Raw genomic sequence first — 23,379 nt, forward strand, 5'->3', positions numbered from 1 at the left:
GCAGGCAGGGCTGTGGGCCCTGCCTCTGTGTGGGGTGGGAGCTGAATGCCGGGGAAGTCATCTTCTCCGCCATTGGGAGAGGCAGAGGGGTTGCGTCCCCGTTTCGTCTTACGTCTCGTTACGTCTCGCCTTCACATAACTCGCATTATGTGAGGCGGCCCGCGCCCCCATGGTAGGGGGCGACATGCACCGTGACCAGGGGAGAAGCAGGGCGACGAAGAACACGGGGGTGGGGTGTGCGCCCCCGGTGGGGCGCGGTGTGAGGAGGGTGGGGAGGGGGCGGGTTGTGTGTGCCCAGGCCGGCGCAGGCTTGACCCGGGGGGTTTTAAATGGGCGCCCCCCTCCCCCCTATACAGTCCCACCCAGAAATTTTGGAAAAGTCCGGGCCTGGACCATGGCCCCCAGTTCGGAGGCCGTGCTCCGAGGTCTCTCGGCATGCCTTCCGGGCCGGAGGCCGGACGTAGGGCACATCCGGCTCCCGAGGCCCCATCGAGGGCCCCTGGAGCCCTGGGTCTCTATTGACACGAGAACTTGTCAAATCGACACGCCGATAGGAGTCCAGGAATTTTAGGGAGTCTTCGCAGGTCAGGAGTGGTTGTGACCAATCTCATACCCCTATCTCTTATTGACAGACCGAACGGGGTGTACGTTTTGGGGGGGTAAGGGGGGGCGGTTGACCCCCTGGCCTGACCGGCCATGAGGTCCGGTAACCCGCCCCCGAAAGCGGGGCTCCTAAAGAGCCCCGCGAGACATCCCTAGAACTCCGGTTTAAGGACAGGTCTGTTCTGGAGTCCTCAAGACTCCAGAACCGGTAGGGGTCCCTCGCTCTTCTCGCTCGCAGGCTCCCTTCGGTCGCCTGCTCGCTCGCCCCCGTGAACCCGGACGAAGTCTCGAAGACTTCGCCGGACCTCCTGGACTCACCTGGTCGCCAGGAACCATTTCCAGATGGGAAATGGTTGGTCCCAGGGCGTCCCGGTCTGGAGGACCGGTCCGCCTGCCCAGCTTCCTCGTCGCCAGAGCCAAGCTCCGCCAGGAGCGCAGGCGAGAGAACGAGCCCCGGGGGGGCTCGGGCCCCGTCGTCCCGTATACAGAGTTCCGCCCTACTGGGCGGTAACTTATACCCCCTGGGGCATAATGGTCGTGTTCCTCCCCAAGGACCCGGAGCCTGAGGCTCCGGTGAGCTCTGGGGAGAGATGGCCAAGAAGCTCGGAGAGGCCGACCGGCCGAAGGTCAAGGCCAGTGCCCGGACCAAGCCCGCCAAGGGCTCCAGGCCGGGCACTATCGAAGCGAAGAGGCTCTTCCTGCGGGCCGTCCAGAACGGCCGCACCACCCGCGAGGCCATGGCCGAGGTCGGGTACTCGGAGAAGAGTTACGAGTACTGGCGCAAGAGCGACGAGACCTTCCGCCGCGAGGTGGACCTCATTCGCCAGATCCGCGCGAACCAGAACAACGTCAGCCGCGGAGAGAAGGCGGACTCCTTCGAGGAGTTCCGCCGCGAATACCTCAACACGGAGACCTTCCCCCACCAGCAGCGGTGGATCGACGCCATCGAAGGCAGGGAGCCCCGCGACCTGCATTCGGCGATGGTCTACGAGCCGGGTGACGAGCAGTTCGTCCTGATCAACACCCCGCCAGAGTTCTCCAAATCCATGACGCTCACGATCGACTACGTGACGTATCGGATCTGCAAGGATCCGAACGAGCGGGTCATCATCGTCTCGGCGACGCAGGAGCTCGCCAAGAAGTTCGTCTATGCGATCAAGCAACGCCTGACGCACCCGACCTACTCGAAGCTTCAGCTGGCGTTCGCACCGGCGGACGGCTTCAACGGCCCCAACGCCGTGTGGCAGTCCACCATGGTCTACCTGGACGGCGAGGCCCGGGACGGGGTCGAGAAGGACCCCAACATCGAGGCCCTGGGCATGGGCGGCCAGATCTACGGCTCGCGTGCCACGCTCATCGTCTGCGACGACATCCTGACCCTGCGGAACGCCCACCAGTGGGAGTCCCAGCGCTCCTGGATCAACCAGGAGGTCCTGACCCGCATCGGCCCCGGCGGGACCCTCCTGGTCGTCGGGACCCGGGTGGGTGCGGTGGACCTCTACAAGGTCCTCCGCGACCCGGACAACTACCCCGACGGGGAGTCCCCCTGGACGTACCTGAGTCAGCCGGCCGTCCTGGAATACGCGGAGGACCCGGAGGACTGGGTCACCCTCTGGCCGAAGTCCGACCGGCCGTGGGTCGGGTCCAAGGACCCGCGGGACACCACGCCTGACGCCGATGGGCTCTATCCCCGATGGTCGGGGCGCCACCTGGCCAAGAGGCGCAAGTCCATCGGTGACGAGCGCATTTGGGCGCTCGTCTACCAGCAGCAGGAGGTGGGGGAGGAGTCCATCTTCCCCCCGGCCGCGGTGCGCGGCTGCATCAACGGCGCCAGGACGGTGGGCGTCCTGCGCGGGGACAACAAGTTCCACCACCGCCCCGAGGGCATGCAGGGCCTCTACGTCATCTGCTCCATGGACCCGGCCATGGCCGGGGAGACGGCCACCATCGCGTATGCGGTCGACATGAAGACCGGGGACCGGTGGGTGCTGGAGCCCCACCGGATGAAGGCCCCCACCCCGGAGCAGATCAGGGAGCTGATCTACGCCTGGACGGACAAGTACAAGCCCTCCAAGTGGGTCATCGAGAAGAACGCCTTCCAGCTCTTCCTGACCCGGGACGCCCAGATCCGCGACTACCTCGCGGTTCGGGGCTGCGCGATGGTCGAGCACTACAGCGGCAACAACAAGATCGACCCGGACTTCGGCGTCGCCTCACTGGCGCCGCTGTTCACCGAGAAGAAGATCCGCCTTCCGTCCTCGCACAACCACGAGGGCATGAAGGCGCTGGTCGAGCAGCTGGTGACATGGCGTCCGGGCGTTAAAGGATCTAAGCTTGTCCAGGACTTGCCCATGGCTTTGTGGTTCGCCGAACTTCAGGCCCGCGAGGTCATGGACCAGGCTCTTGGCAGAACCAAGAGCCACCAGCAGTCGCGATTCCTCCCCAGGTATCGACAGCGCCAGCAGCGGCTTGCGCTGGTTCAGGGGATGGAGTCGTGGGCGTCTTGAGTGACGTGAAGGCCATCAGTGCCACGGTCCGGCGGCTGCGCGAGGCGCGGGCCGCCAAGGACCGGGTGATGGGGGACATCTACCGCATCCGCGATGGGCGGATCGGTGAGGTCTTCCCCTCGATGTTCAACGACGACTTCCCCGCCCCCGTCATGGCGAACGGGATCGATACCTTCGCCCGTGACGTCGCCGAGAGCCTCGCTCCGTTGCCGACTTTCGCGGCGGGCACCCAGCAGATGACCTCGGATGCCGCGCGGAAGCGCGCGGACATGAAGACCCGCATCGTCTACTCGTACCTGGCGGCGTCCCAGGTCGCCGCCCGCCATGTCGACGCCTGCGACCACTGGGCCTCCTACGGCCTGAAGGTCACTGTGGTGGAGCCCGACTTCACCGAGAAGCTCCCGCGGATCAGCTTCGTCGATCCGCGAGGCGTTTACTACGAGAAGGACCACTGGGGCCGCATGCGGCACTACGCCCGCGTGTTCACGCGGACCCGTGCCGAGCTGTGCTCCCTGTACCCGCACCTGGAGCCCCGGCTCACCGACCCCCAGCATGGGAAGACCCGCAACTCCGAGGACCGCCTTGAGGTCGTCCATTGGATCGACTCCAGCCGGGTGCTGATGTTCGTCCCCGACTGCCAGGACCTGGTCCTCCACGAGGCGAAGAACCGCCTCGGGGAGGTGCCCGTCTCGGTGGCCGAGCGTCCCGGGGTCACCGAGGACCCGCGGGGCCAGTACGACGACGTGATGTGGATTCAGGTCGCCCGCAACCGCTTCACCATGCTCGCCATGGAGGCCGCGGAGCAGGCCGTGGAAGCGCCCCTGGCGCTGCCCAACGACGTCGCCGAGGTGGCGATCGGCCCGCACGCGGGCCTGCGGAGCAACACCCCGGAGAAGATCCGCAAGGTCGGACAGGAGATCCCGCAGGCGGCCTTCGCCGAGGGCTCTCTCCTGGACGCGGAGATGAAGGCCGGCGCCCGGTACCCGGGCGTCCGGACCGGCAACTTGGATGCCTCGATCATCACGGGCCAGGGCGTGCGCGCCCTGGAGGGCGGCTTCGACTCCCAGATCCGCAGTGCGCACGACATCTTCGAGCCGGACTGGATCAACATCATCCGGCTGTGCCTGAAGACGGACGAGACCTACTGGCCGGACGTCGAGAAGGAGACCGACGGCCGCAAGGACGGCGTCCCCTACAAGCTGAACTACACCCCCGGCAAGGACATCAAGGGGGACTACACGGTTGACGTCCGGTACGGCATGGTCGCCGGACTGGACGCGAACCGGGCCTTGGTCTTCCTGCTCCAGGTCCTCGGTGGTGGCCTTCTGTCGAAGGACACCATCCGCCGGGAGCTGCCCTTCTCCCTGGACATCTCCCAGGAGGAAGGCCGGATCGAGGCCGAGAACATGCGGGACGCCATGGTCCAGGCCATGGCGGGCCTCGCCCAGTCCATACCGATGATGGCGCAGATGGGCCAGGACCCGATGGTGCCCATCCGCCAGCTGGCCGACGTCATCAAGAGCCGTCAGAAGGGCAAGCCCATCGAGGACGCGGTGCTGGAGGCGTTCACTCCACCGGAGCCGGAGGAGGCCCCCGCGGAGGCGGGGGCAGGCCCGGGTGCCGAGGACCCGCTCTCCGCCCTTCTGGGCGGTGCGGGTGGGGGCGGAATGGGTGGTCTGCCCGAAGGCGTGGCGCCCGGTCAGGCCCAGATGGGCCCCGGTGGCATGCCGGACATCATGACGATGCTCGCCGGGCTCAATTCCGGTGGTGGCCCCACCACGAACGTCAACGTCAAGAGGAGCATCCCGGCGTAATGGCGAACGGACACGGAGGCAAGAGGACCCCGCGCAAGCCCGCTCCGGTGAGTGGGCCGGGCGCACTCTCGAAGAGGACCGATGGCGGCCCCCAGGCTCGCCGTCAGCTGCCCGATGCCCAGTACGGAGAGCAGGCGGCCTTCCAGGACGCCCAGGCGTCCGCCCCCATGGCGGGCGACTCCCAGGCAGGACCCGGAGCCCCTGCGCAGGGCAGGCCCCCGGTGGAGGTCGTCCCCTTCGGGGCGCCCTCCATGCGCCCGGATGAGCCCGTGACCGCGGGCGTGGACATCGGAGCCGGCCCCGGCTCCACGTCCCTGGGCTTCCCCGACCCGAACGAGCGGGTCAACCAGCAGGACATGGAGCAAATGCGGGTGATGCTGCCCTACCTGGAGTGGATGAGTTCGCTTCCGAACGCATCGCCCTCGACCAGGGCGATCGTTCGCCGCATTAAGGGGATGCTGTGACAGGCCGTTTCCAGCAGATGCGCTGGTGGGAGCGCCTGGAGGCGCTCAGCCAGTCCGGCGCCATCCCCAAGGGCCAGTACGGAGCCACTCTCGACCTGGCCACCGCCCCCTGGTCGGTGGCCGCCCTCCCGCAGGCCCAGCCCCAGCAGTCGGCGCAGCCGAACCTGGCACAGCTCTCGGCCGCCAATCCCATGGACCTGCGCGCCCTGGAGGCAGCACAGAACCAGATCGCCGCTCCCCAGGCGGTCGGCGAGGCCCCCGAAGAGGAGTCCCTCGCCTCCCAGCTCTTCGGCTTCGGTGAGCCCGTCTTCAGTGCCCTGGCGTGGGCGTACCGGGAGCTGAGCTCCGAGGTGCTGGCCCCGATCACGCAGATGAACCTGCTGACGTTCGACGCCGATTGGTACAAGGAGATCGGCGCACGCAACCAGATGGACGTCATCCTGGACGGCCGCACCTGGAAGGAGGCGTGGCGCCGGGGCGAGACGGAGTCCTGGGGTCGGGGCGTCGTCGAGACGTGGATGAACATCGGGGAGGGGCTCAGGCATCCGGGCGAGGTCCGCTTGCGGACCCACGATGCCCGGGTGCGCCGCCAGGGTGAGGGCACCCTGGACATGGGTACTCCCGATGACCCGAGCGACGACCTGGCCTACGACGGTGGCGGGCAGGCCACCCGCTTCAATCTCGCCTCGGGGACCGTCGACTTCCTGGGCGTCATGTTCTTGGACCCGCTGTGGATCGGTGGGAAGTACGTGGCCACCAGCAGGATGCTGCGCACCACCGAGAAGTCCGCCCCGGCCATCACGAAGTCCGAGGACTTTGACGAGATCATGGGCTCCGAGCCTGTGGCTCGGTTCCTGAGCTGGACGGACGGCCGCAAGGCCGACGAGATCGCCCGGCACTCCGCGCTGAGGAACTCCCCGCAGGCCGGCTTGATTTCCGACCTGTTGTCCAGGGCGACGATGACGGACAAGGACCTCATCTACCGCGTCTCCCTCGGGGACGCGAGGGCCTTCGACGAACTCCAGCAGACTGCGCCCGCCATCGCGGCGCAGTACATGCGCATGAAGGGTCAGCACCGGCATTTCGAGCTGGAGATGTTGCCGACGCTCGGCCTGTCCAAGGCCGAGCGCAAGCAGATCAAGGGCATGCACCGGGAGATGGAGAAGAACTTCCGGAAGGAGAACCGCACTCAGCTCAAGCTGGCGGAGACGGAGTTCATGCCCCGCCAGGACATCCCGGAGCAGCCCTTCGGGACTCGCTGGCTCCCTCACGACCGGGCTCGGGTGCTCAACACCTACGCCACCGTCTACAGGGACCTGCCCGGCAACGAGCGCCAGCTGTTCAGTGCCACTGGCGGTATCGAGCGCACCGTCGAGGACATTGAGGGCGCGGTCAAGCAGTTCGAGAACTACCGCGCGAGCATGCGCGAACTCACGGACTCTGCGATCGACAGGACGGCCCGTGGCGCGAAGCCCGCGCTGGAGGCGGGGCCCAAGCCCCCGCGCTCCAAGCGGCGGCGCCTGGAGGGCATGCCCTCGGTGGAGGATCTCAAGGCGACGGGCCCCGACAGGGGAACCCTCCCGGGCGCTCGTCTGGCGGACGAGCTGGACTCCTACAACCCCGACCTGGCGAACCGCTTCGCGGAGCGGATGCAGGGCCAGCTCAACATCATTGATGAGCTGGTCATCCCCGAGCTGACCCAGTTGAACAGCAAGGGCGCCTTCTTCTCCCGCATCGCCGACGATGCCGCGGACCTGGCGGTGGCCACCCCCAAAGCGGGCATCTTCGGCTCCGTGGACGTGCTACCCAAGGGCGGCGCGTACGCGCGCGTAGCTGAGAAGAAGGCCGAGTTCGGCACGAAGATGGCCATGGCCACCAAGCGCCGAGCTCGGGGAGAGCTGATCCACGCCGGATGGGCCTCCAAGCCCGTCTACATCCTCAACGACATCAAAGAGGGCTTCACCCGGGGCAACACCCCGAGCACCTTCTCCGCAGGCAACCCCGAAGCATGGCGGGATGTTGATGCCTGGCTCAAGCGCGTCCGCGGGTTCGACCCCGCGAAGCGCATGCAGTGGGTCCGGCGCTTTATGGGTGCCACCGACGAGCAGTCCAAGCTGGCCCTGGTGGAGGCCATGGAGGGCAAGGTCGTCGAGCACCTCCTAAGGATTCACAACGTCAAGGACGACGCCACGATTGAGCAGATCGTGGCGAACACCATGGGCAGCCACAAGGCCGTCTTCGGCCGCATGGCGGACGAGGCCAAGGCCGCGGCAGAGAAGGGCACCCCGCGAGCGGGCGACGGCCAGACCTATAACGCGGTGAAGCCGGCGACCCTGGGCCTGGACGGCACGGCCATCGTGCCGGGCCCTCAGCTGGTGAAGCAGCTCGTCAACGAGCGCCCGTTGCTAGACGTGGACCTACTGGACAAGGCGTTCCGCCGGGACCGCACCGTCCTCCAGTCCCTGCTGCCGAGCAGCAAGCTCAAGGACCCGGTGATGAACCTGGCGACCTGGACGGGTCGCCTCTGGAAGCTCTCGGTCCTGGCTCGGGCCGGTTTCTCCATCCGCACCGTCTCGGACGAAGTGCTCATGGCCGCCACCGTGTTGAACACATGGATGTACGTGGCCGGGGCGGTCCCCGGCGCCGCGAGGCTGGCCGCGAGCCAGCCGACGCGCGTGCGCAACCTCGGAGCCAAGGCCAAGAACCGGATGGCGGTCCGTACCCGGAACCTGCCGGAGGCGGAGCTGAAAGAGGTGCCCTTCCAGCGAGGCACCAAGCCCTTCGAGGTGACGAAGGGCGTCTGGGCTCGCGGTCTTCTGGATTCCCCGAACGCATCCGTCACCAAGGCTCTGGTCTCTGCCGACCAGCGTCGGATGTTCGGCATCTATGACGACATCCTGGAGACCCTGCGGACGAAGACCAACTGGGGCGTCCTGGACCCGACGGACCCCACGCAGGAGCTCTCCCACCTCCAGGCGTGGTCCAAGGCACTGAACCACCAGATCGGCCGTGACGTCGTCGGCCGCCGCTTTTTGCGCGGCGAGACGGTGGACGAGGTCCTGGCCTGGACCAGGACCCCCGAGGGCCGCAACTACATGAAGCGGATGGGCCCGCTCGTGCGGGCCAACCGCGAGGACTGGCTCCGCGGCGTTGCCGGAATGGTGGACCAGTACACCCTGGGAGACCCCGACCTCATGCGCCTTGCGCTGGAGAGCAAGGTCTCCACCAAGCAGCTCAAGACGATCCCGGTGGACAAGCGGATGCCCGTCCACGGCGGGCAGATCGAGCACGCCCTCGGTACGGGCGCCCTGGACGAGGCGCTGAACACGCTCGCGGACAACTTCTACACCGTCGCCTCCAAGCTCCCCACGGACGCACTGGTCCGCCATCCCGTGGCGGACCTGATGTACCAGTCCAAGCTCCGGGAGCTGGTGGCCGTCCAGGAGGCCCAGGGCATCCGGATGATGGAGCGCCCCGACCGGCTGTACCAGCTGGAGGAGACGGCGCGGCAGTTCACCGTCAAGGAGATGGACCGCATCTTCAAGGACAACCTGTTCTCCTCCCCGCAGACCGCCCTGAAGTTCGCGATGCCCTTCTTCGGGGCGTGGCGTGCCGCCATCGCCCGATGGGCGACCCAGGTCGGAGAGAACCCGTGGATTGTGGCCCGCGCCAACCAGGGTTGGCAAGGGTTGCACAAACCTTTCGATGTCGTCGATGAGGACGGCGTCCCGGTGGAGGACGCAGGGGACGAGATCTACGGCTTCGACACGAAGCACAAGATTGTGGCTCGCATGCCGGAGCGCATGGCCAAGATGCTCGGTGCGCTGCCCCTCATCCCAGAGGGCACGGAGCAGTTCGCTCCGGGCCGCGCCATCCCCCTGCGGTCCTTCAACACCGTCCTCCAGGGCGACCCCTGGTACTCGCCCGGGTTCGGCCCGTTCATGACGGTGCCGATCTCGCAGGTCGTCCAGGGTCGCAAGGCGTTCGGCGTGCTGCCCAGTGATTGGTTCGGCGTCGAGGAGGGACAGGCCGACCCGAAGGCCGCCGAGTTCATGCAGAAGGTCGGCGTCCTGCCCTTCGGGGCCCGGAACAACTGGAAGGAACATGCGTTCCCGACGACTTGGCAGCGCTACGCGGCTGAGCAGGAGAAGAAGGACAGCCGCGCCTACGTCAACTCGTGGTTCAACATCATGCGCGTAGAGGAGGCCCGCTACCAGCGGGGCGACCGCAAGACGCCCCCCACGGTCAAGGAGGTCTACGAGAAGACCGACAACCTCTCGCGGTTGAGGTTCTTCGAGGCGCTCCTATCGCCCGTGAGCACCCAGCCGATGTTCTATGCCAAGGAATGGGAGACGAAGGTCCCCAAAGAGTGGCAGTTCCTCGCGGGCAAGCTCAGGGACTACAAGAGCCGGCTCGGCAACGAGCAGGGCGAAGCGGTCTTCCTGGAGGAGACGCCCGAGGCGTGGCTCTATATGGAGTCCACCTCGAAGAACAACAGTGGCATCCCGGCCAACTATGAGGCGATGGCCAAGGCCCGCAAGTTCCAGCATCTGGCGGCCAGTGCCTCCGACATCTTCGACTCCGCCGTAGGCATCGAGGACCACGAGTACGACAAGTTCGACGCCGCGGTCTACGACGCCCAGATGACGAGCACCTGGAACCCGGATACCGGTCAGAAGTTCCGTGAGGTTCAGGACCCTGCGACCTGGGCGTCCGAAGCCGCCAAGAGGCAGACCTGGCAGAACTACGGGAAGATCATGAACTACTTGCGGGCCCAGCTCACAGAGCGTGGCCTGCTCACGTTCAACGACCCCGGAGCCGAGGACCTCAAGTCCAAGAAGTCCCAGATCGTCACCTACCTCAGCGAGAAGGACCCGGCCTGGGGCCGGGCCTACGGCACCCCCGATCCCGAGCGGTCCCACCGCATCCGGGAGCAGGCGTGGACCGTCGCCAATGACCAGCGCCTCCAGAGCGACCCCCACCGCACGGGAGAGCTCCAGACCCTGCGGACGTACCTGAGCGTCCGCGGCTGGTTCGTCCAGCAGCTCGCCGCCCGTGACCTCCAGGGCGGATCGAAGGCGCTGGACGCCCAGGCCAACCGCGACCTGCTGGAGAAGTGGGACAAGGTCCGCGACTACCTCGCGGAGAAGAACACCCGGTTCTCCGAGCTGTGGCTGGACCGCTACTTCGCCAACGACTACATACAGGAGAGCCAGTAATGCCCCCGAGGCCCCCGGTTGCTTCTACTCCTCCGTCGTCGGGCATCCCCGGCACTCCCGGCTTCAGCACCGAGGCAGCGCCCCAGACGGGGGATCCCGTCCTTGACGGGCTGATGCGTGGGGATGGCACCAACAGTGCCGTCCCGGGCGGCGACATCTTCGCCGATGAGCGGGGAGGCGGACTGACCGTCCGCGTCCAGGACGGCGTCCGCGGCGCGAATGGCCTGCAAGAGCTGACCATCTCGCAGATGATGAAGCTGTTCTACGGCTGGTCGGACGAGAAGATCCGTTCCCTGGCGGGCCAGCTCGCCAAGGCGGGCTTCGAGGGGATCGACCAGACGTCCACCCGGGACACCATCTGGGAGGGCTTCAGGGTCGTCCTCATGGAGGCCGCGAAGCGATACGCGGCCGACCCCAGCAAGGCGCCCACGGTGGAGCAGCTGCTCCGGCACTACATGAAGAATCCGGTCGGCGATGCCGGGGAGGCGAAGCCCAAGTCCTACACCGAGGGATCCGACCGGCTCACGAACCCGACCGAGGCCAGGGCCGTCCTGGACAGGGTCCTTGCCGAGGAACTCGGCCGCGACCCCACGGCCGCGGAAAAGGCTGCCTTCTTGGCGGCTCTGAACACCGCGGAGAAGAGCGATCCGACGAAGACCACCTACAAGCTGGACGAGAAGACGGGTCGCTATCTGAACTCCTCCACCTCCGGCGGCATCGATGCCGAGCAGTTCGCGAAGGAGTGGGTGGACGACGACGAGACCCGATCCAAGGAGCGCGGGGACTATCAGATGGCCACCACGTACTTCGATGCGCTCTTGAGCGCGATTCAGAGTCCGGTGCAGTAGATGGCCACGGACGAGCAGCGGGCCAATGCCCGCGTCATCATCGAGGTGGGGCGCCAGATGAAGATGTCCAGCAGGGACATCCTCATCGCCATCATGACCGCCATGCAGGAGTCCGGCCTGCGCAACCTGCGCTACGGGGACCGGGACTCCCAGGGCCTCTTCCAGCAGAGGCCCTCCCAGGGCTGGGGGACCGTCGCCCAGGTGACGGACCCCATCTACGCGAGCACCAAGTTCTTCGAGGGCCTGAAGCGGGTCAAGGACCGCAACCGGATGTCTCTGACGCTGGCGGCCCAGGCCGTCCAGCGCAGTGCCTATCCCTACGCCTACGCCAAGCACGAGAACAACGCCCGCAGGCTCATCAACTCCATGGGAGGTGATGGTGGCCTGCCCTTCCCCCTGATCACCCCCAGGATGGACCTGGACGAGGTGGGGGCGCTCGCTCCAGCCCCTCCGGAGCCCACTGTGGAGGAAGCCCTCACCAGCGATCCCGCGGGGCTCAGAACGGCTACGCCCACGCTGACGCACACGGGCATCTCGGCCACCCCGGAGCCCCTCCAGATGCCCGTCCAGGAGGTGGCCGCACCCGAGCCGGACCTCGTGGACCCCGAGGTCATGCCCGGCATGGGGCATGACTTCCCGGCGTTGAACGCCCTGGCCGCCGGAGGCGCCCGACAGAAGATGATCGATGCCGCCATGAGCGTGCTGGGCACGCCCTACTCCTGGGGCGGTGGCAACGCCCAGGGCGCGACCCTGGGCATCAAGCAGGGTGCCGGGACCGTGGGCTTCGACTGCTCGGGCCTGGTGCAGTTCGCCCTGAACCAGGCGGGCTACAAGGTCGGGGACATGGTCGCCGCCCAGCAGATGCAGCTGGGCCAGCGGTCCGCCATCGACAAGCTCCAGCCGGGGGACCTGGTGGCGAGCCCTTCGGGCTCGCACATCGGCATCTACATCGGCAACGGCCAGATGATCCACGCGCCCCAGACGGGCGACGTGGTGAGGATCGCCCCTGTCCACAGGGGCATGGTGGGCATCGCCCTGTCCCTGGCAGGCAAGGGCCCCTCCGCCAGGGCCTCCCGGCCGAGCGCCGCGAGCGCTCCGGCCGTGCAGTCCACGAACCAGGCAGTCAACAGTTATGCGGGGTTGTAGAGAAGATGCCTCCGAAGCCGAACGCCAGCGACGGCAAGGTCACCGCCACTACGGGGGTGATGACCCCCGGCAACGGCATCACCGATGAGCATGAGGAGTACGCCGAGAGGTACGGCTGGGCCGTCGCGGTCTTCAAGAGCGATCCCGAGCTGTGGAAGCTCCTCAACCAGGCCATCAAGAACGACTGGAGTACCGGCAAGTTCGTCGCCGAACTTCGCCGGAAGCGCTGGTTCAAGAAGCATTCCGAGGTCTGGCGAGAGAACGAGGTCCTGCGGATCACGGACCCCGGGACCTACAAGCAGAAGTACGACGGCCTGTACGCCGAGGTCCAGGACATGGCGGCCAACCTCACCGGAAGTGAGCTGGCCGCTCCCCAGGTCAAGCGCATCGTGGAGCGAGCGCTGGCCTTCGGCTGGAACGACGCCCAGATGAGGAACGCGGTCGCCGGCTTCCTCAAGCAGCAGAAGGGCGGGGGCTACGGCGGTGAGGCCGGCGAAGCCGAGGCCGAGCTCCGCGCCTACGCCGCGGACCAGGGTGTGAACCTGTCCGCGGGCAACGTCTCCAAGTGGCTGAAGTCGATCCTCGCGGGCAAGAGCACCATCCAGGGCTACAAGTCCTGGATTCAGCAGCAGGCCATGAGTACCTACCCCGGCCTGGGCCAGTTCATCAAGGAGGGCAAGACGGTCCGCCAGTTGGCGGACCCGTACATGAACCTCATGGCCGAGGTGTGGGAGGCCAACCCCGAGGCCATCAAGCTCAACAACGCCACCCTCCTCAAGGCGTTGCAGTTCCAGAACAAGGACGGCACGGGAGCCCTGATGAACCTGGGCGACTTCCGTCGCATGCTCAAGCAGGACCCGAGGTATCTGAGCACGACGGCCGCGGTGAACGACGCGACCGACATCGGGCACCAGATCCTCAAGGACTTCGGATTGGTGGGCTGAGATGGCGAACCCTCCCGGCATCGGCGTAGGCACCGGGGTCTACAAGGGCGGCAGCGGGAGCAGTGGCTCCCTGGCGCCCAAGCCCAGTAATTCGACCGTGAAAACCCCCGGCAGGGGGACGGCGTCCACGGCCGCGGCCGCCCTCCAGGGCAGGCCCACCCCCAAGGCCGGGACCATCAAGGCCCCGGCCACTCCCGCCAAGACTCCGGCTCAGGTCGCCGCGGAGAACGCCGCGGCTGCGGCAGAGGCCCAGCTCGCGGCCCAGAAGGCGTCCGCCCGTGCGGACGCTCTGGCCTCGCTCACCATGATGTTCGAGGAGTGGGGCCTCGGTGGTCTGGCCGGTGTCGTCACCGGCTACCTCCAGCAGGACTACACCGTCAACCAGATCCTCGTGGAGATCCGCAAGAGCGAGCCCTACAAGAAGCGTTTCGCGGGCAACGACGCCCGCGTGAAGGCGGGCTACGCGGCCTTGTCCCCCGCGGAGTACCTGGCGACGGAGAACGCCTACAAGCGCCTCCTCCAGGAGTCGGGCTTGCCCAAGGGCTTCTACGACGACCCCAGCGACTTCGCCGGCTGGATCGGTAACAACGTCTCGGTCGCCGAGATCGGCGAGCGCGTCCAGTTGGGCGTGGACGCGGTGAACAACTCGGACCCGAACTACCTCAGCGCCCTTCGGCGCGTGGGCTTCGGGGAGGGAGACCTCCTGGCCGCGATGCTGGACCAGAACCGGGCCATGCCGATCCTGCGTCGCCAGGTCGGCATGGGCAAACTGGGAAGCGCCGCCATGAAGTACGGGCTCAACTGGGAGCCCGGACGGGTCGAGGAGTTCTACGACACCCTCAAGGACGGCCAGGGCGGTATCGACATCGGCCAGGCACAGCAGGCGTACGGCCAGGTGGCCGCCGCTCTGCCCGGGGCGCAGAAGCTCTCCCGCGTCTACCGCGGGGATCAGGGTGTGGACCAGAACGTCCTGGAGGACGAGTACCTGGGCCAGTCCGCCCTGGCCTCGCAGAGGCGGGCGGCACTGGCCCGCCGGGAGGCATCGACCTTCTCGGGCTCGGGAGCGGCCCGCAAGGGCTCGCTCACGGGCAAGACGGCGGGGATGTACTAAAGGGCCCAGAGTTCCATTAGTTCAATCCTCTGGTTATACTCACCCTTAGAACCTCAACCAAGGTTGAGGTTTGGGAGCGTCAGAGCTTGAAGAGCCACCGCCCGGTCCTGGGGAGGAAGCCGGACGGCAGCGGGGAGCAGGACCCCGCTGACGCACGCTGCGAGGCACCGACCGGCCGCCACGCAAGTACTTAGACCGGTAGCGGAAGCTGGACCGCCCTACCCCAGGGGCGGACTCCTGGTCCGCGACACAGACACAGATGGGTGGAGCAGTGAACGACGGCGAGTACTACGACGAGGACTACTCCTACGAGGAGACCGAGTCCGAGCCCCAGGGCTCGGGCAACCTGGTGAAGGACCTCCGCAACCAGCTCAAGTCGAAGACGAAGGCTGAGAAGGAGCTCCGTGAGCGACTGGCCACGATGGAGAGCCAGTACCGCCAGACGGCCCTCAAGGACGCGCTTCGCGACGCCGGCGTGAACGAGAAGGTGGCCAAGCTGGTCCCCTCGGACATCGCCCCCGACAAGGTGGGCGAATGGCTGGAGGAGTACGGCGACGTGCTGGGCGTTCAGAAGAACGCCACGCCCGAGCCGACCGCCCCCGCGCAGAGCCAGGACCCTGAGGTCCAGGCGATGCAGGCCATGCAGATGATGACCGCCTCGGGCTCCGCCCCGACCGGCGACATCACCGAGGCGGACCTCAGTTCGGCGCCTTCGAAAGAAGCCTTCTGGGAGCTACTGCGCCGCGGCGGGAACACCAAGCTCTAGCCGACCCTCCCCCTTCGCACGGCCCCAGGTCCACCCCCTTTAGACAAGGACCTGTGTCGTGGTCGACGCCTTTACCAGTACAGACCCGAGTACTCTCGGTACCTCTCTCGTCCAGACCGCTTACGACCGCGCTATTGCGTGGGAGCTCTGGCCCGACCCGCTGTTCCGCAAGCTGGCCACCAAGAAGCCGGTCGCCCAGGCCATGCCGGGCGAGACCGTGGTCATGCAGCTGGCGGACTACCTCTCGCCGGCCACCACCCCCCTGGACGAGGTCACCGACGTCTCGGCCGTGGCCTCGCCGACCACCCGGAGCGTCTCGGTGACGCTCCAGGAGTGGGGCAACGCGATGGTCACCACCATGCTCCTGCGGCAGGTGGCCCTGGCGGACGTGGACCCCATCGTGGCCCACCAGATCGCCATCAACATGAAGGACAGCCTCGATGGCATCATCGAGCCCGTCCTCCGGGGTGGCTCGAACTTCATCCGGGGCAACGGCGGCACGCTGTACTCCAACCTGAAGGGCGGCGGCAACGGCACCGTGGGTGCCATCGCCGCGGGCGACACCTTCAAGTCCACGCTGCCCCGCTTCGCGGTCACCAAGTTCCGCGCGCAGAGCGTCCAGCCCTACGGTTCGGACTTCGTCGTCTTCCTCCACCCGGACCAGAGCCACGACCTCCGCTCGGAGACCGGCTCCGGCGGCTGGCGCCAGCCCCAGGAGTACTTCAACGGGACCGGCATCTGGAACGGCCAGATCGGCAGCTACGAGGGCGCGAGCTACATCGAGTCCCCGCGGATCTACTCCGCCACGGACGGCGCCTCCAGCGCCCGGGTCTACCGCTCCTTCGCCCTGGGCCGCGAGGCGCTCGCCGAGGCGTGCGCCATCGAGCCCGGCATGCGGATCGGTCCGGTCACGGACAAGCTCATGAGGTTCCGTACCGCGGGCTGGTACGGCCTGTGCGGCTGGAGCCGCTACCGCGAGGAGGCGCTCATCAGGATCGAGACCTCCTCCTCGGTCGCCGCCTAAGCCCATGGCTTACGTGCTGGTGCCCCCCATCGTGGACCAGGTGCAGATGGGAACCGACCGCTTCGCGGCCCGGTATCTCCTGCCCCAGGGGATCACGCTCATCATGCGCCAGGACGGGTCCGTGTACGAGCGGACCTATCCGTCGCAGGACGAGCTGAACGCCGCCGCGGACTTCTGGCTGGGCGGGCACCGGCACCCCCTCACCGATCCCCAGCGCGACGCGCTGGTCTCCGCTGGATACGCAGACTTCATTCACGAGGAGTAGGCCCATGGCCTTCGATTCCGACATGCGCCGGTTCCACATCACCACCGGCTCCGTCCCCACCACGAACGTCCGGGGTGTTGTACTCCCGGCCGGCGAGTGCCTGTACCAGGAGTACATCGGCGCCTCCGACAAGTACACCGGCGTCATTCAGGGCAAGCTCGCCGACCTGACCGAGCGGTTCTCCGTCATGGAGAACTACGCCCTGAGCTACATCGACCCCGACGAGCCCGACCTGGTGTCGATCTCGCCGACCACGGGCAGCACCGCGGGCGGCACCTCGGTGACCGCCACGACCACGGGGACGAACTCCTCGCAGTGCACCGTCACCGTGGGCGGCGTCGCCGCCACCAACGTCCGGTGCAACGCCACCTCGGTCACCTTCACGACCCCCGCGGGGACCGCGGGCGCCAAGGCCGTGGTCATCACCACGGCCGAAGGCACCGACACCCTCGCCGCGGCCTTCACGTACTCGTGAGCACGCACGTCTGCAAGTGCCCCGAGGGTGGCCACCCCACCTTCGGGGCCTGCATGCGCTCCAAGAACCTGCGCATCGCCTACGCGGCTTCGAGCCGCGGCATGGACGCCAGCAGGGAGAAGAGGCACCAGCAGGAGCTGGACGCCTACGCCGACGCACGCCGCCAGGGCGTGCAGCCGGACGGCACCCGCCTGGACCAGGTCCGGCGGGCGATGGACACCAGCGACGCCACGGGGGTGGCTTATGGAACTCCAGGGTGAGCTGAACAGGATCGCCGGCACGTCCGGCCTCGGCCCCGACGGTGCGGCCAACGTCTACGCGGGCACCCAGGGCCTCGCCCTGGTGGGCGCCCTCAATGAGGCCGCTGGAACGGTTGGCCTAGACCTTCAGGGGGCCTGCAACGCACTGGCGGGTACTACGGGGCTGGGCGCCCCTGGTGCCCTGTCCCTGCTCCCGGACGGCCCCTGATGGGTAGCGTCGTCGAGCTGGTCGACGACCTGGAGGCGACCCTCACCGGGTACGACACCAGCCCCTCCCAGACCCACCTGACGTCCTCCATGGCGTCGGGTGATCTCACCATGTCCGTGGACGACCACAAGAAGGTGAGCGCCGGGCTCGTCCAGGTAGGGGACGAGCTGATGTGGGTGGACTCCACCAGCGCCTCTTCCGTCGTCATCCCGCCGTACGGGCGGGGCTACCGCTCCTCCACCGCGGCCTCCCACGCCGCGGGTGAGCGCGTGGTGAACAAGCCCAAGTTCCCCAGGGTGAACATCCTCCGCACGATCAATGAGGTCATCGGCGGTCTCTACGGGGACCTGTACGCCGTGGACGTCACTCAGATCGTCCACGAGGGCTCGGTCACGACGTATGAGCTCCCGGCGACCTGCGCCGGGGTGCTCTCGGTCCGCTACGAGACGGTCGGCCCCAGCCGAGCGTGGCAGCCCGTGAAGCGCTGGAACTACAACCCCAACGCCAACACCACGACCTTCCCCTCCGGGAAGAGCATCGACCTGTGGCAGGGCCCCATCCCCGGCTACCCCTGGCGCATCACCTACAAGAGGGAGCCCACCGCCCTGACGAGCGGCGGGACCTTCACTGATTCCGGTCTGCCGGAGTACTGCGAGGACGTCGTCAAGTACGGGGCCATGCACCGGCTGATCGGGACCCTGGACTCCCCGCGCCTTCAGGTGCGCACCGTCGAGAGCTCCCAGCGCAGCGCCTACGTCGAGACGGGCGCAGCGGCGGACCTGAGCAAGTACTACTACGCCCTCTATCAGGAGGCGCTGGGCAAGGCCGCCAAGCGCCTGCGCGAGGACCACCCCCCGCAGATTCACTTCACGAGGTTCTGATGGCCGTCAACCGCTACTACAGCTCAGCGGCCGTCCCCACGGCCCTGAGCGCAGGCATCAACAACAGCGCCACCTCGCTCCAGGTGGACTCCCTCACGGGCTACCCGACGAGCTACCCGTACACGATCATCGTGGACGAAGGGACCTCCTCCGAGGAGGTCATGACCGTGACCGCCGCGGCGGGGACCGTCCTGACGGTCGTCCGCGGGGAAGACGGCACCACGGCCCTGAGCCACTCCCTGGGTGGCTCGGTCCGCCACGGGATCAGCGCCCGGGACTTCCGCGAGCCGCAGGAGCACATCGACGCCCCTACGGGCGTCCATGGGGTTACCGGCTCCGTGGTCGGCACCGGGGGAACTCAGACGCTGACCAACAAGACGCTGACGGCCCCGAGCATCACGAGCCCCGTCATGACGGGGGGCGGCTCGTGGGCGGGTTCGCCCACGATCACCACGCCCACCATCGCCAGCTTCGTCAACGCCACCCACGACCACAGCTCCGCGGCCCTGGGCGGCATCCTGTCGGTGCCGCACGTGTGGGTCAGCTACTCCGGTACCCACGCCCTGGCCACGGCGACGGACTACACCGTCCCCCTGGACGGTGCCGGTCCCGAGGAGCCCGGCACCTGGTGGACGGCCCCCAACAACTACGTCGTCGTCCCTGCGGACGGGACCTACTTGGTCATGGTCAACGCCACTTTCCAGGCCGCCGGGGTCAATGGCGGTGGCCGGGTGGCGCAGGTCTGGCGCACCCAGCCCGGGGTGGACGACCTCCTGTGCGAGGGATACACCACCGGACCCGGCGGGTCCGCGGGTTTCTGGGCCGGGATGCACGGCGCCAGCATGTACCCGCTGGCCGCCGGAGACCAGGTCTACATGACCGTCCGCCAGGAGTCGGGCGCAGCCCTGACCCTGGCGACCTTCGCGGGCTTCGGTCTGGCCCTGCTGAAGAGGTACTGAGATGGCCAAGCACACGAAGGAACTTCGTGGCTCTCGCCATCTTCTCGACCAGGGGACGAGCTGATGGCAGGCCTGGACCTCGGTAGGGGTCTCCCGTTCTCCCTCACCGGTCCGGCTTCGGCCGGCTCGGGGACCTACACCGATCTCGAAGGCGTCTACGACTTCTCGGTCGGTGGAGTGCCCTTCCTCTCGGGGATCTCCCGAGAGGACCCCGTCCTCATCAAGTCCGCGGAGTTCCGCAAGCAGCAGATCGACCAGAGTGCGGAGCCCGGCGAGCAGAGCCTCACCGGCTGGTGGGCTCGCTCGCAGCTGTCCATGCACGGTGGCGCGGGTCTGAAGTACTCAGACCCCGCCCTGGACGAGTCGGCCCCCATCCGGTTCGAGGACTCCCGCGGCTGTGACATCTGGACTCCGGGGCAGGTGACCCTGCTCCCAGAGGCCCCGGAAGCCTACGCAGTACCGGCGACGGACAAGATAGTCATGGTGGGCGCCCGTATCGCGGGCGTGGACCTGGTGGTGTTCGGCTCGGGAACGACTCTGAGGTACGTCACCGATGCCTTCGCCAACGGGACCCTGACGACGACCTCGGGGGCCGCCCCCACTACCGCGTGGCAGGCCATCGCCACCGATGGCGCCTGCTTCTTCCTCGCCAACGGCGAGGGCGTCTGGGAGCTGCGGTGGACGTCCTTCCCGGGAACCTACACCTACCGCCAGATCTGGGACTGGGGAGTCACCACCACGGCCACCGTCGCCCTGGGCTGGGCCATGGGCCGCCTCATGGCCGGGGTGGACACCAAGCTGTACGAGCTGGTGCTCACCGGGGGAGCCCTCCCCGAGGCGCTCCCCACCAATGCGGTCTACACCTCGCTGACCCCCGACTGGAGGTGGACCTCCATCACGGCGGGCCCTGAGGCGATCTATGCCTCGGGCTACGCCGGCAACCGGGGCTCCATCCTGGCCGCGACCCTGGACACCTCCGGTGCCCTGCCGACCCTCACCGGGGCCACCGAAGTGGCGCAGCTGCCCACGGGGGAGACCCCCCGCTGCATCCGCGCCTATCTGGGGACCCTGATGGTCATCGGGAGCAACAAGGGCGTGAGAGTCGCCGACATCGAGTCGGGCGGCTCCATCGCCTACGGCCCGCTGATCGAGACGGAGGCGTCGGTGGAGGACATGTCGTCCTTCGACCGCTTCGCCTACGTCGCCGCCTCCAGCTCCACCGAGGGCGCCGGGCTCATCCGGGTGGACCTCTCGCTGCTGCACGAGGTCTCCGGACGCTACGCCTGGGCACACGACCTCCAGATCCCGGACGTGGGCACCGTCACCGCGGTGGCCACCGTGGGGGAGACCTCCCGCATGGCCTTCGCCGTCCCCGGCGAGGGCGTCTACCTGGCCAGCGCCACCCGGCTCGTGGAGTCCGGGTGGGTCCAGACCGCGGCCACGCGCTTCAACACGCTCTGGCCGAAGCTCTTCAAGCGGCTTTCTGTCCGTGCCCTGGTCTACGGTTCCATCGTCGTCGAGACGGTGGACTACACGGGCGTCATGACGACGATCGCCACGATCGGCGAGAACACCGATCTCACGGCGGACCTGGCCATCAACGTCCCGGACACCCCGCAAGAGCAGCTGGCGCTGAAGTTCACCCTGAATCGGGCCTCTCTGACGGTCGGCCCCACCCTGCGGGGCTACATCCTCAAGGCCCTGCCCGGTGGCCCGAGGCAGTACGAATACGTGCTGCCTTTGCTCTGCTTCGACCACGAGAAGGGTCAGGACGGCCAGGAGATCGGCTACCCCGGCTTCGGCTGGGAGCGGCTCCACCAGGTGATGGGCATCGCCTCCCAGGGCTCGGTCGTCATGCTGACCGAGCTGAACACGGGGCTCTCGGACCTGGTGACCATCGAGGACGTCAACTTCCGCCAGACCGCACCTTCCAAGCAGAGCGACGCCGCATGGGGCGGCGTCCTGAACCTGACCCTGAGGACCCTGGAATGACCGTCGACCAGATCGTGCAGCACATCAAAGAGCTGGGGGCTCTGGCCGCAGCGCTCGCCGCCATCGGCGGCGTGCTGTGGTGGGCGGTGGGCAAGCCGTTCCGCAACTTCCTCCAGCGGGAGATCGTGGCGAACCTCGTCAGCATCAAGGATGCGACCGAGGAGAGCACGCAGGTCGCCAAGGCGGTGCAGCACGAGCTGCACGCCCACGTCACCGACCCCGACGCTCATGGGGGGCGCGTATGAGCCCGTCCTATTTCAAGACTCCCGAGTGCGACCACTCCGGGCGGGTCCTGTGGATCCCGCCTCAGTTCCCGGGCCACAACCTGGAGCGCCTTGCCGAGTGGCACAACCGGGTGGGCAGGGCTCCGCATCTCATCTGGGATGCCGAGACCGGGGAGATCATCGAGATGATCGCCCCCGGGCACCGCAACGCGCTGTTCTCCCCGGAGGACCCCCTCTCGGAGATGTACGCCATCGAGGTTGTACCGCAGGAATCTGAGCCCTTTACGGGCTCCCCCCACCTCTCAGTACCCCTCGCCCTCTGCGAGGGCCTCTGTGTGCCGCGGTCATGGCCTCTAGGGCCACCTGAGAGCTACGCCCGGTACGGCAGCCGCTTCACCAAGCCCGGCCACTACGGGGCCGAGCAGGTCAGCTCCAAGCTCGGGGCCATCGGCCCCGTGGACACCAATGCCTTTCGGAGGACGAAGTGAAGACCGTCCCCACCCCCAACCAGACCGAGGGGCGGCTCTCGCCTCCCAGGGTCATCGTCATCCATAGCACCGAGGCCCCCGAGGGGCCTCTCACCGCGGAGAACGTGGCGAACTACTTCGCCCAGCCCTCCACCAAGGCCAGCGCCCACGTGACCGTGGACAACAACTCCGAGGTCCGGTCGGTGGCCGATGAGGACACCGCCTGGGCCGCTCCGGGTGCGAACTCCGACGGCCTCCAGCTGGAGCTGGCGGGCTACGCACGCCAGTCCCGCAAGGACTGGCTGGACGACTACTCGCTGAAGATGCTCCAGCGTGCGGTCTACGTCGTCGCCGCCTGGTGCAAGAAGTACTCGATCCCCCCGCGGAGGCTGACCCGCGCTCAGCTCCGCGCCGGCGAGAAGGGCCTGACGTCCCATGCGGACGTCACCGCGGTCTACAAGCGCAGCGACCACACCGACCCCGGGGAGGGTTTCCCCTGGGACTGGTTCATCACGGCCCTGAGGGAGGAGCTCGAAGGCAAGCCCAAGACAACCGCCACGAAGGTGGAGGAGCAGACCTTGGAACTGACCGACATGGTCCCCGTGGGGGAGTACTACGCCTCCCTCTTCCGGGGCGAGAAGTACCCGCTGAGCTTCGTGCTCATCGCCTCCATGGCGGAGGCGAAGCTCGCCAAGCACGAGGCGGCCAGCGCCCGCCAGGAGATCGCCAATCTCTCCGCGCAGATAGCGCGGGTGGAGACCCTCATCCGGGAGAAGGAGACCCGGCCCCAGAGCGAAGCCTCTGGAGCCTTCAACGGTCCTTCGGGACCCTGACCCAAAGGACCGGTACCCCCTGATGTTCGAGACCCTCAAGAACCCGAAGACCTACGCCAAGGCCGGGGCCGCGGGCCTGACGGCCCTCATCGGCGCCCTGGGCACCTCCATGGCGGACGGCAAGCTGGACGAGGTCGAGATCCTCGCCTCGCTGGGCGTGGCGATCGTCGCCTTCGGCACGGTCTTCCAGACCCCGAACAAAGCCGAGTAGTTCTCGTCCCGAGAACGACGAAGACCCCCGGTGGAAACCGGGGGTCTTCTGTGTTGGGCAAGGGAGCGAGGATTCGAACCCGCACTACCCGGTCGTACCGATCGCCAGCCGGGCGGGCTGCCTTTACACCATCCCTCGCCACTTCCCGCCGTCGCGAT

General features: G+C 67.5%; 21 protein-coding genes and 1 tRNA gene. 21 read left to right on the top strand and 1 reads right to left on the bottom strand.

Annotated elements, in window-relative coordinates; genetic code table 11:
• The first annotated feature begins 1,193 nt into the window (after nucleotides 1–1,193).
• From ABD140_RS00830 to ABD140_RS00930, 21 genes are all read left to right on the top strand, one after another.
• Complete coding sequence (locus ABD140_RS00830; RefSeq protein WP_344235561.1) at nucleotides 1,194–3,110, top strand: hypothetical protein; 1,917 nt, start codon at nucleotides 1,194–1,196, stop codon at nucleotides 3,108–3,110.
• Nucleotides 3,107–4,924, top strand: coding sequence for a hypothetical protein (locus ABD140_RS00835; protein WP_344235563.1), 1,818 nt, complete (start codon nucleotides 3,107–3,109; stop codon nucleotides 4,922–4,924). Before ABD140_RS00830 ends, ABD140_RS00835 begins: the two co-directional genes overlap by 4 nt.
• Nucleotides 4,924–5,388 (top strand): hypothetical protein, encoded by a 465-nt coding sequence (locus ABD140_RS00840; RefSeq protein ID WP_344235565.1) that lies wholly within the window; start codon nucleotides 4,924–4,926, stop codon nucleotides 5,386–5,388. Before ABD140_RS00835 ends, ABD140_RS00840 begins: the two co-directional genes overlap by 1 nt.
• Nucleotides 5,385–10,607: a hypothetical protein gene (locus ABD140_RS00845; protein ID WP_344235567.1), complete on the top strand. Its 5,223-nt coding sequence runs from the start codon at nucleotides 5,385–5,387 to the stop codon at nucleotides 10,605–10,607. The genes ABD140_RS00840 and ABD140_RS00845 overlap by 4 nt, the downstream gene beginning before the upstream one ends.
• Nucleotides 10,607–11,455, top strand: coding sequence for a hypothetical protein (locus ABD140_RS00850; RefSeq protein WP_344235569.1), 849 nt, complete (start codon nucleotides 10,607–10,609; stop codon nucleotides 11,453–11,455). The genes ABD140_RS00845 and ABD140_RS00850 overlap by 1 nt, the downstream gene beginning before the upstream one ends.
• Complete coding sequence (locus ABD140_RS00855) at nucleotides 11,456–12,601, top strand: C40 family peptidase (protein WP_344235571.1); 1,146 nt, start codon at nucleotides 11,456–11,458, stop codon at nucleotides 12,599–12,601. It begins immediately after the preceding gene.
• A 5-nt stretch (nucleotides 12,602–12,606) separates the two neighbouring features.
• On the top strand, nucleotides 12,607–13,545 hold the full coding sequence (locus ABD140_RS00860; RefSeq protein ID WP_344235573.1) for a hypothetical protein: 939 nt from the start codon (nucleotides 12,607–12,609) through the stop codon (nucleotides 13,543–13,545).
• Nucleotide 13,546: 1 nt separating this feature from the next.
• Nucleotides 13,547–14,656, top strand: a complete 1,110-nt coding sequence (locus ABD140_RS00865; RefSeq protein WP_344235575.1) for a hypothetical protein — start codon at nucleotides 13,547–13,549, stop codon at nucleotides 14,654–14,656.
• 259 nt (nucleotides 14,657–14,915) lie between these two features.
• Nucleotides 14,916–15,422 (top strand): hypothetical protein, encoded by a 507-nt coding sequence (locus ABD140_RS00870; RefSeq protein ID WP_344235577.1) that lies wholly within the window; start codon nucleotides 14,916–14,918, stop codon nucleotides 15,420–15,422.
• 58 nt (nucleotides 15,423–15,480) lie between these two features.
• A complete protein-coding gene (locus ABD140_RS00875) occupies nucleotides 15,481–16,446 on the top strand; it encodes a N4-gp56 family major capsid protein (RefSeq protein WP_344235579.1) in 966 nt (321 codons plus the stop codon).
• 4 nt (nucleotides 16,447–16,450) lie between these two features.
• Nucleotides 16,451–16,711 (top strand): hypothetical protein, encoded by a 261-nt coding sequence (locus ABD140_RS00880; protein ID WP_344235581.1) that lies wholly within the window; start codon nucleotides 16,451–16,453, stop codon nucleotides 16,709–16,711.
• Nucleotides 16,712–16,715: 4 nt separating this feature from the next.
• Entirely contained in the window at nucleotides 16,716–17,186 is a 471-nt protein-coding gene (locus ABD140_RS00885) for an IPT/TIG domain-containing protein (RefSeq protein WP_344235583.1), read from the top strand.
• Nucleotides 17,183–17,446 (top strand): hypothetical protein, encoded by a 264-nt coding sequence (locus ABD140_RS00890; protein WP_344235585.1) that lies wholly within the window; start codon nucleotides 17,183–17,185, stop codon nucleotides 17,444–17,446. The genes ABD140_RS00885 and ABD140_RS00890 overlap by 4 nt, the downstream gene beginning before the upstream one ends.
• Complete coding sequence (locus ABD140_RS00895; protein ID WP_344235587.1) at nucleotides 17,430–17,654, top strand: hypothetical protein; 225 nt, start codon at nucleotides 17,430–17,432, stop codon at nucleotides 17,652–17,654. Before ABD140_RS00890 ends, ABD140_RS00895 begins: the two co-directional genes overlap by 17 nt.
• Nucleotides 17,654–18,535 (top strand): phage adaptor protein, encoded by an 882-nt coding sequence (locus ABD140_RS00900; RefSeq protein WP_344235589.1) that lies wholly within the window; start codon nucleotides 17,654–17,656, stop codon nucleotides 18,533–18,535. Before ABD140_RS00895 ends, ABD140_RS00900 begins: the two co-directional genes overlap by 1 nt.
• The gene (locus tag ABD140_RS00905) at nucleotides 18,535–19,494 is read left to right on the top strand and encodes a hypothetical protein (RefSeq protein ID WP_344235591.1); all 960 of its coding nucleotides are present in this window, start codon (nucleotides 18,535–18,537) and stop codon (nucleotides 19,492–19,494) included. Before ABD140_RS00900 ends, ABD140_RS00905 begins: the two co-directional genes overlap by 1 nt.
• 63 nt (nucleotides 19,495–19,557) lie before the next feature.
• Nucleotides 19,558–21,486 carry a hypothetical protein gene (locus ABD140_RS00910; RefSeq protein WP_344235593.1) on the top strand — a complete coding sequence of 643 codons (1,929 nt, stop codon included), beginning with the start codon at nucleotides 19,558–19,560 and terminating at the stop codon, nucleotides 21,484–21,486.
• The gene (locus ABD140_RS00915; RefSeq protein ID WP_344235595.1) at nucleotides 21,483–21,731 is read left to right on the top strand and encodes a hypothetical protein; all 249 of its coding nucleotides are present in this window, start codon (nucleotides 21,483–21,485) and stop codon (nucleotides 21,729–21,731) included. Before ABD140_RS00910 ends, ABD140_RS00915 begins: the two co-directional genes overlap by 4 nt.
• Nucleotides 21,728–22,198, top strand: coding sequence for a hypothetical protein (locus ABD140_RS00920; protein ID WP_344235597.1), 471 nt, complete (start codon nucleotides 21,728–21,730; stop codon nucleotides 22,196–22,198). The genes ABD140_RS00915 and ABD140_RS00920 overlap by 4 nt, the downstream gene beginning before the upstream one ends.
• The gene (locus ABD140_RS00925; RefSeq protein WP_344235599.1) at nucleotides 22,195–23,010 is read left to right on the top strand and encodes an N-acetylmuramoyl-L-alanine amidase; all 816 of its coding nucleotides are present in this window, start codon (nucleotides 22,195–22,197) and stop codon (nucleotides 23,008–23,010) included. The genes ABD140_RS00920 and ABD140_RS00925 overlap by 4 nt, the downstream gene beginning before the upstream one ends.
• 22 nt (nucleotides 23,011–23,032) lie before the next feature.
• Nucleotides 23,033–23,221: a hypothetical protein gene (locus tag ABD140_RS00930; protein ID WP_344235601.1), complete on the top strand. Its 189-nt coding sequence runs from the start codon at nucleotides 23,033–23,035 to the stop codon at nucleotides 23,219–23,221.
• A 54-nt stretch (nucleotides 23,222–23,275) separates the two neighbouring features.
• Here the strand turns inward: ABD140_RS00930 and ABD140_RS00935 are convergent.
• Nucleotides 23,276–23,359: transfer RNA gene (locus ABD140_RS00935), tRNA-OTHER, on the bottom strand.
• Nucleotides 23,360–23,379 lie beyond the last annotated feature (20 nt).

Origin of the sequence: Actinocorallia libanotica (genome assembly GCF_039525175.1) — a bacterium.
GTDB lineage: Bacteria > Actinomycetota > Actinomycetes > Streptosporangiales > Streptosporangiaceae > Actinocorallia > Actinocorallia libanotica.

Bases quoted from the DNA above. Each gene is read 5' to 3' on its own strand.
- ABD140_RS00895 (WP_344235587.1), top strand. From the start codon at position 17,430: ATGGAACTCCAGGGTGAGCTGAACAGGATCGCCGGCACGTCCGGCCTC.
- ABD140_RS00830 (WP_344235561.1), top strand. From the start codon at position 1,194: ATGGCCAAGAAGCTCGGAGAGGCCGACCGGCCGAAGGTCAAGGCCAGT.
- ABD140_RS00900 (WP_344235589.1), top strand. From the start codon at position 17,654: ATGGGTAGCGTCGTCGAGCTGGTCGACGACCTGGAGGCGACCCTCACC.
- ABD140_RS00870 (WP_344235577.1), top strand. From the start codon at position 14,916: ATGGGTGGAGCAGTGAACGACGGCGAGTACTACGACGAGGACTACTCC.
- ABD140_RS00905 (WP_344235591.1), top strand. From the start codon at position 18,535: ATGGCCGTCAACCGCTACTACAGCTCAGCGGCCGTCCCCACGGCCCTG.
- ABD140_RS00920 (WP_344235597.1), top strand. From the start codon at position 21,728: ATGAGCCCGTCCTATTTCAAGACTCCCGAGTGCGACCACTCCGGGCGG.
- ABD140_RS00840 (WP_344235565.1), top strand. From the start codon at position 4,924: ATGGCGAACGGACACGGAGGCAAGAGGACCCCGCGCAAGCCCGCTCCG.
- ABD140_RS00910 (WP_344235593.1), top strand. From the start codon at position 19,558: ATGGCAGGCCTGGACCTCGGTAGGGGTCTCCCGTTCTCCCTCACCGGT.
- ABD140_RS00850 (WP_344235569.1), top strand. From the start codon at position 10,607: ATGCCCCCGAGGCCCCCGGTTGCTTCTACTCCTCCGTCGTCGGGCATC.
- ABD140_RS00885 (WP_344235583.1), top strand. From the start codon at position 16,716: ATGGCCTTCGATTCCGACATGCGCCGGTTCCACATCACCACCGGCTCC.
- ABD140_RS00860 (WP_344235573.1), top strand. From the start codon at position 12,607: ATGCCTCCGAAGCCGAACGCCAGCGACGGCAAGGTCACCGCCACTACG.
- ABD140_RS00930 (WP_344235601.1), top strand. From the start codon at position 23,033: ATGTTCGAGACCCTCAAGAACCCGAAGACCTACGCCAAGGCCGGGGCC.
- ABD140_RS00915 (WP_344235595.1), top strand. From the start codon at position 21,483: ATGACCGTCGACCAGATCGTGCAGCACATCAAAGAGCTGGGGGCTCTG.
- ABD140_RS00855 (WP_344235571.1), top strand. From the start codon at position 11,456: ATGGCCACGGACGAGCAGCGGGCCAATGCCCGCGTCATCATCGAGGTG.
- ABD140_RS00865 (WP_344235575.1), top strand. From the start codon at position 13,547: ATGGCGAACCCTCCCGGCATCGGCGTAGGCACCGGGGTCTACAAGGGC.
- ABD140_RS00880 (WP_344235581.1), top strand. From the start codon at position 16,451: ATGGCTTACGTGCTGGTGCCCCCCATCGTGGACCAGGTGCAGATGGGA.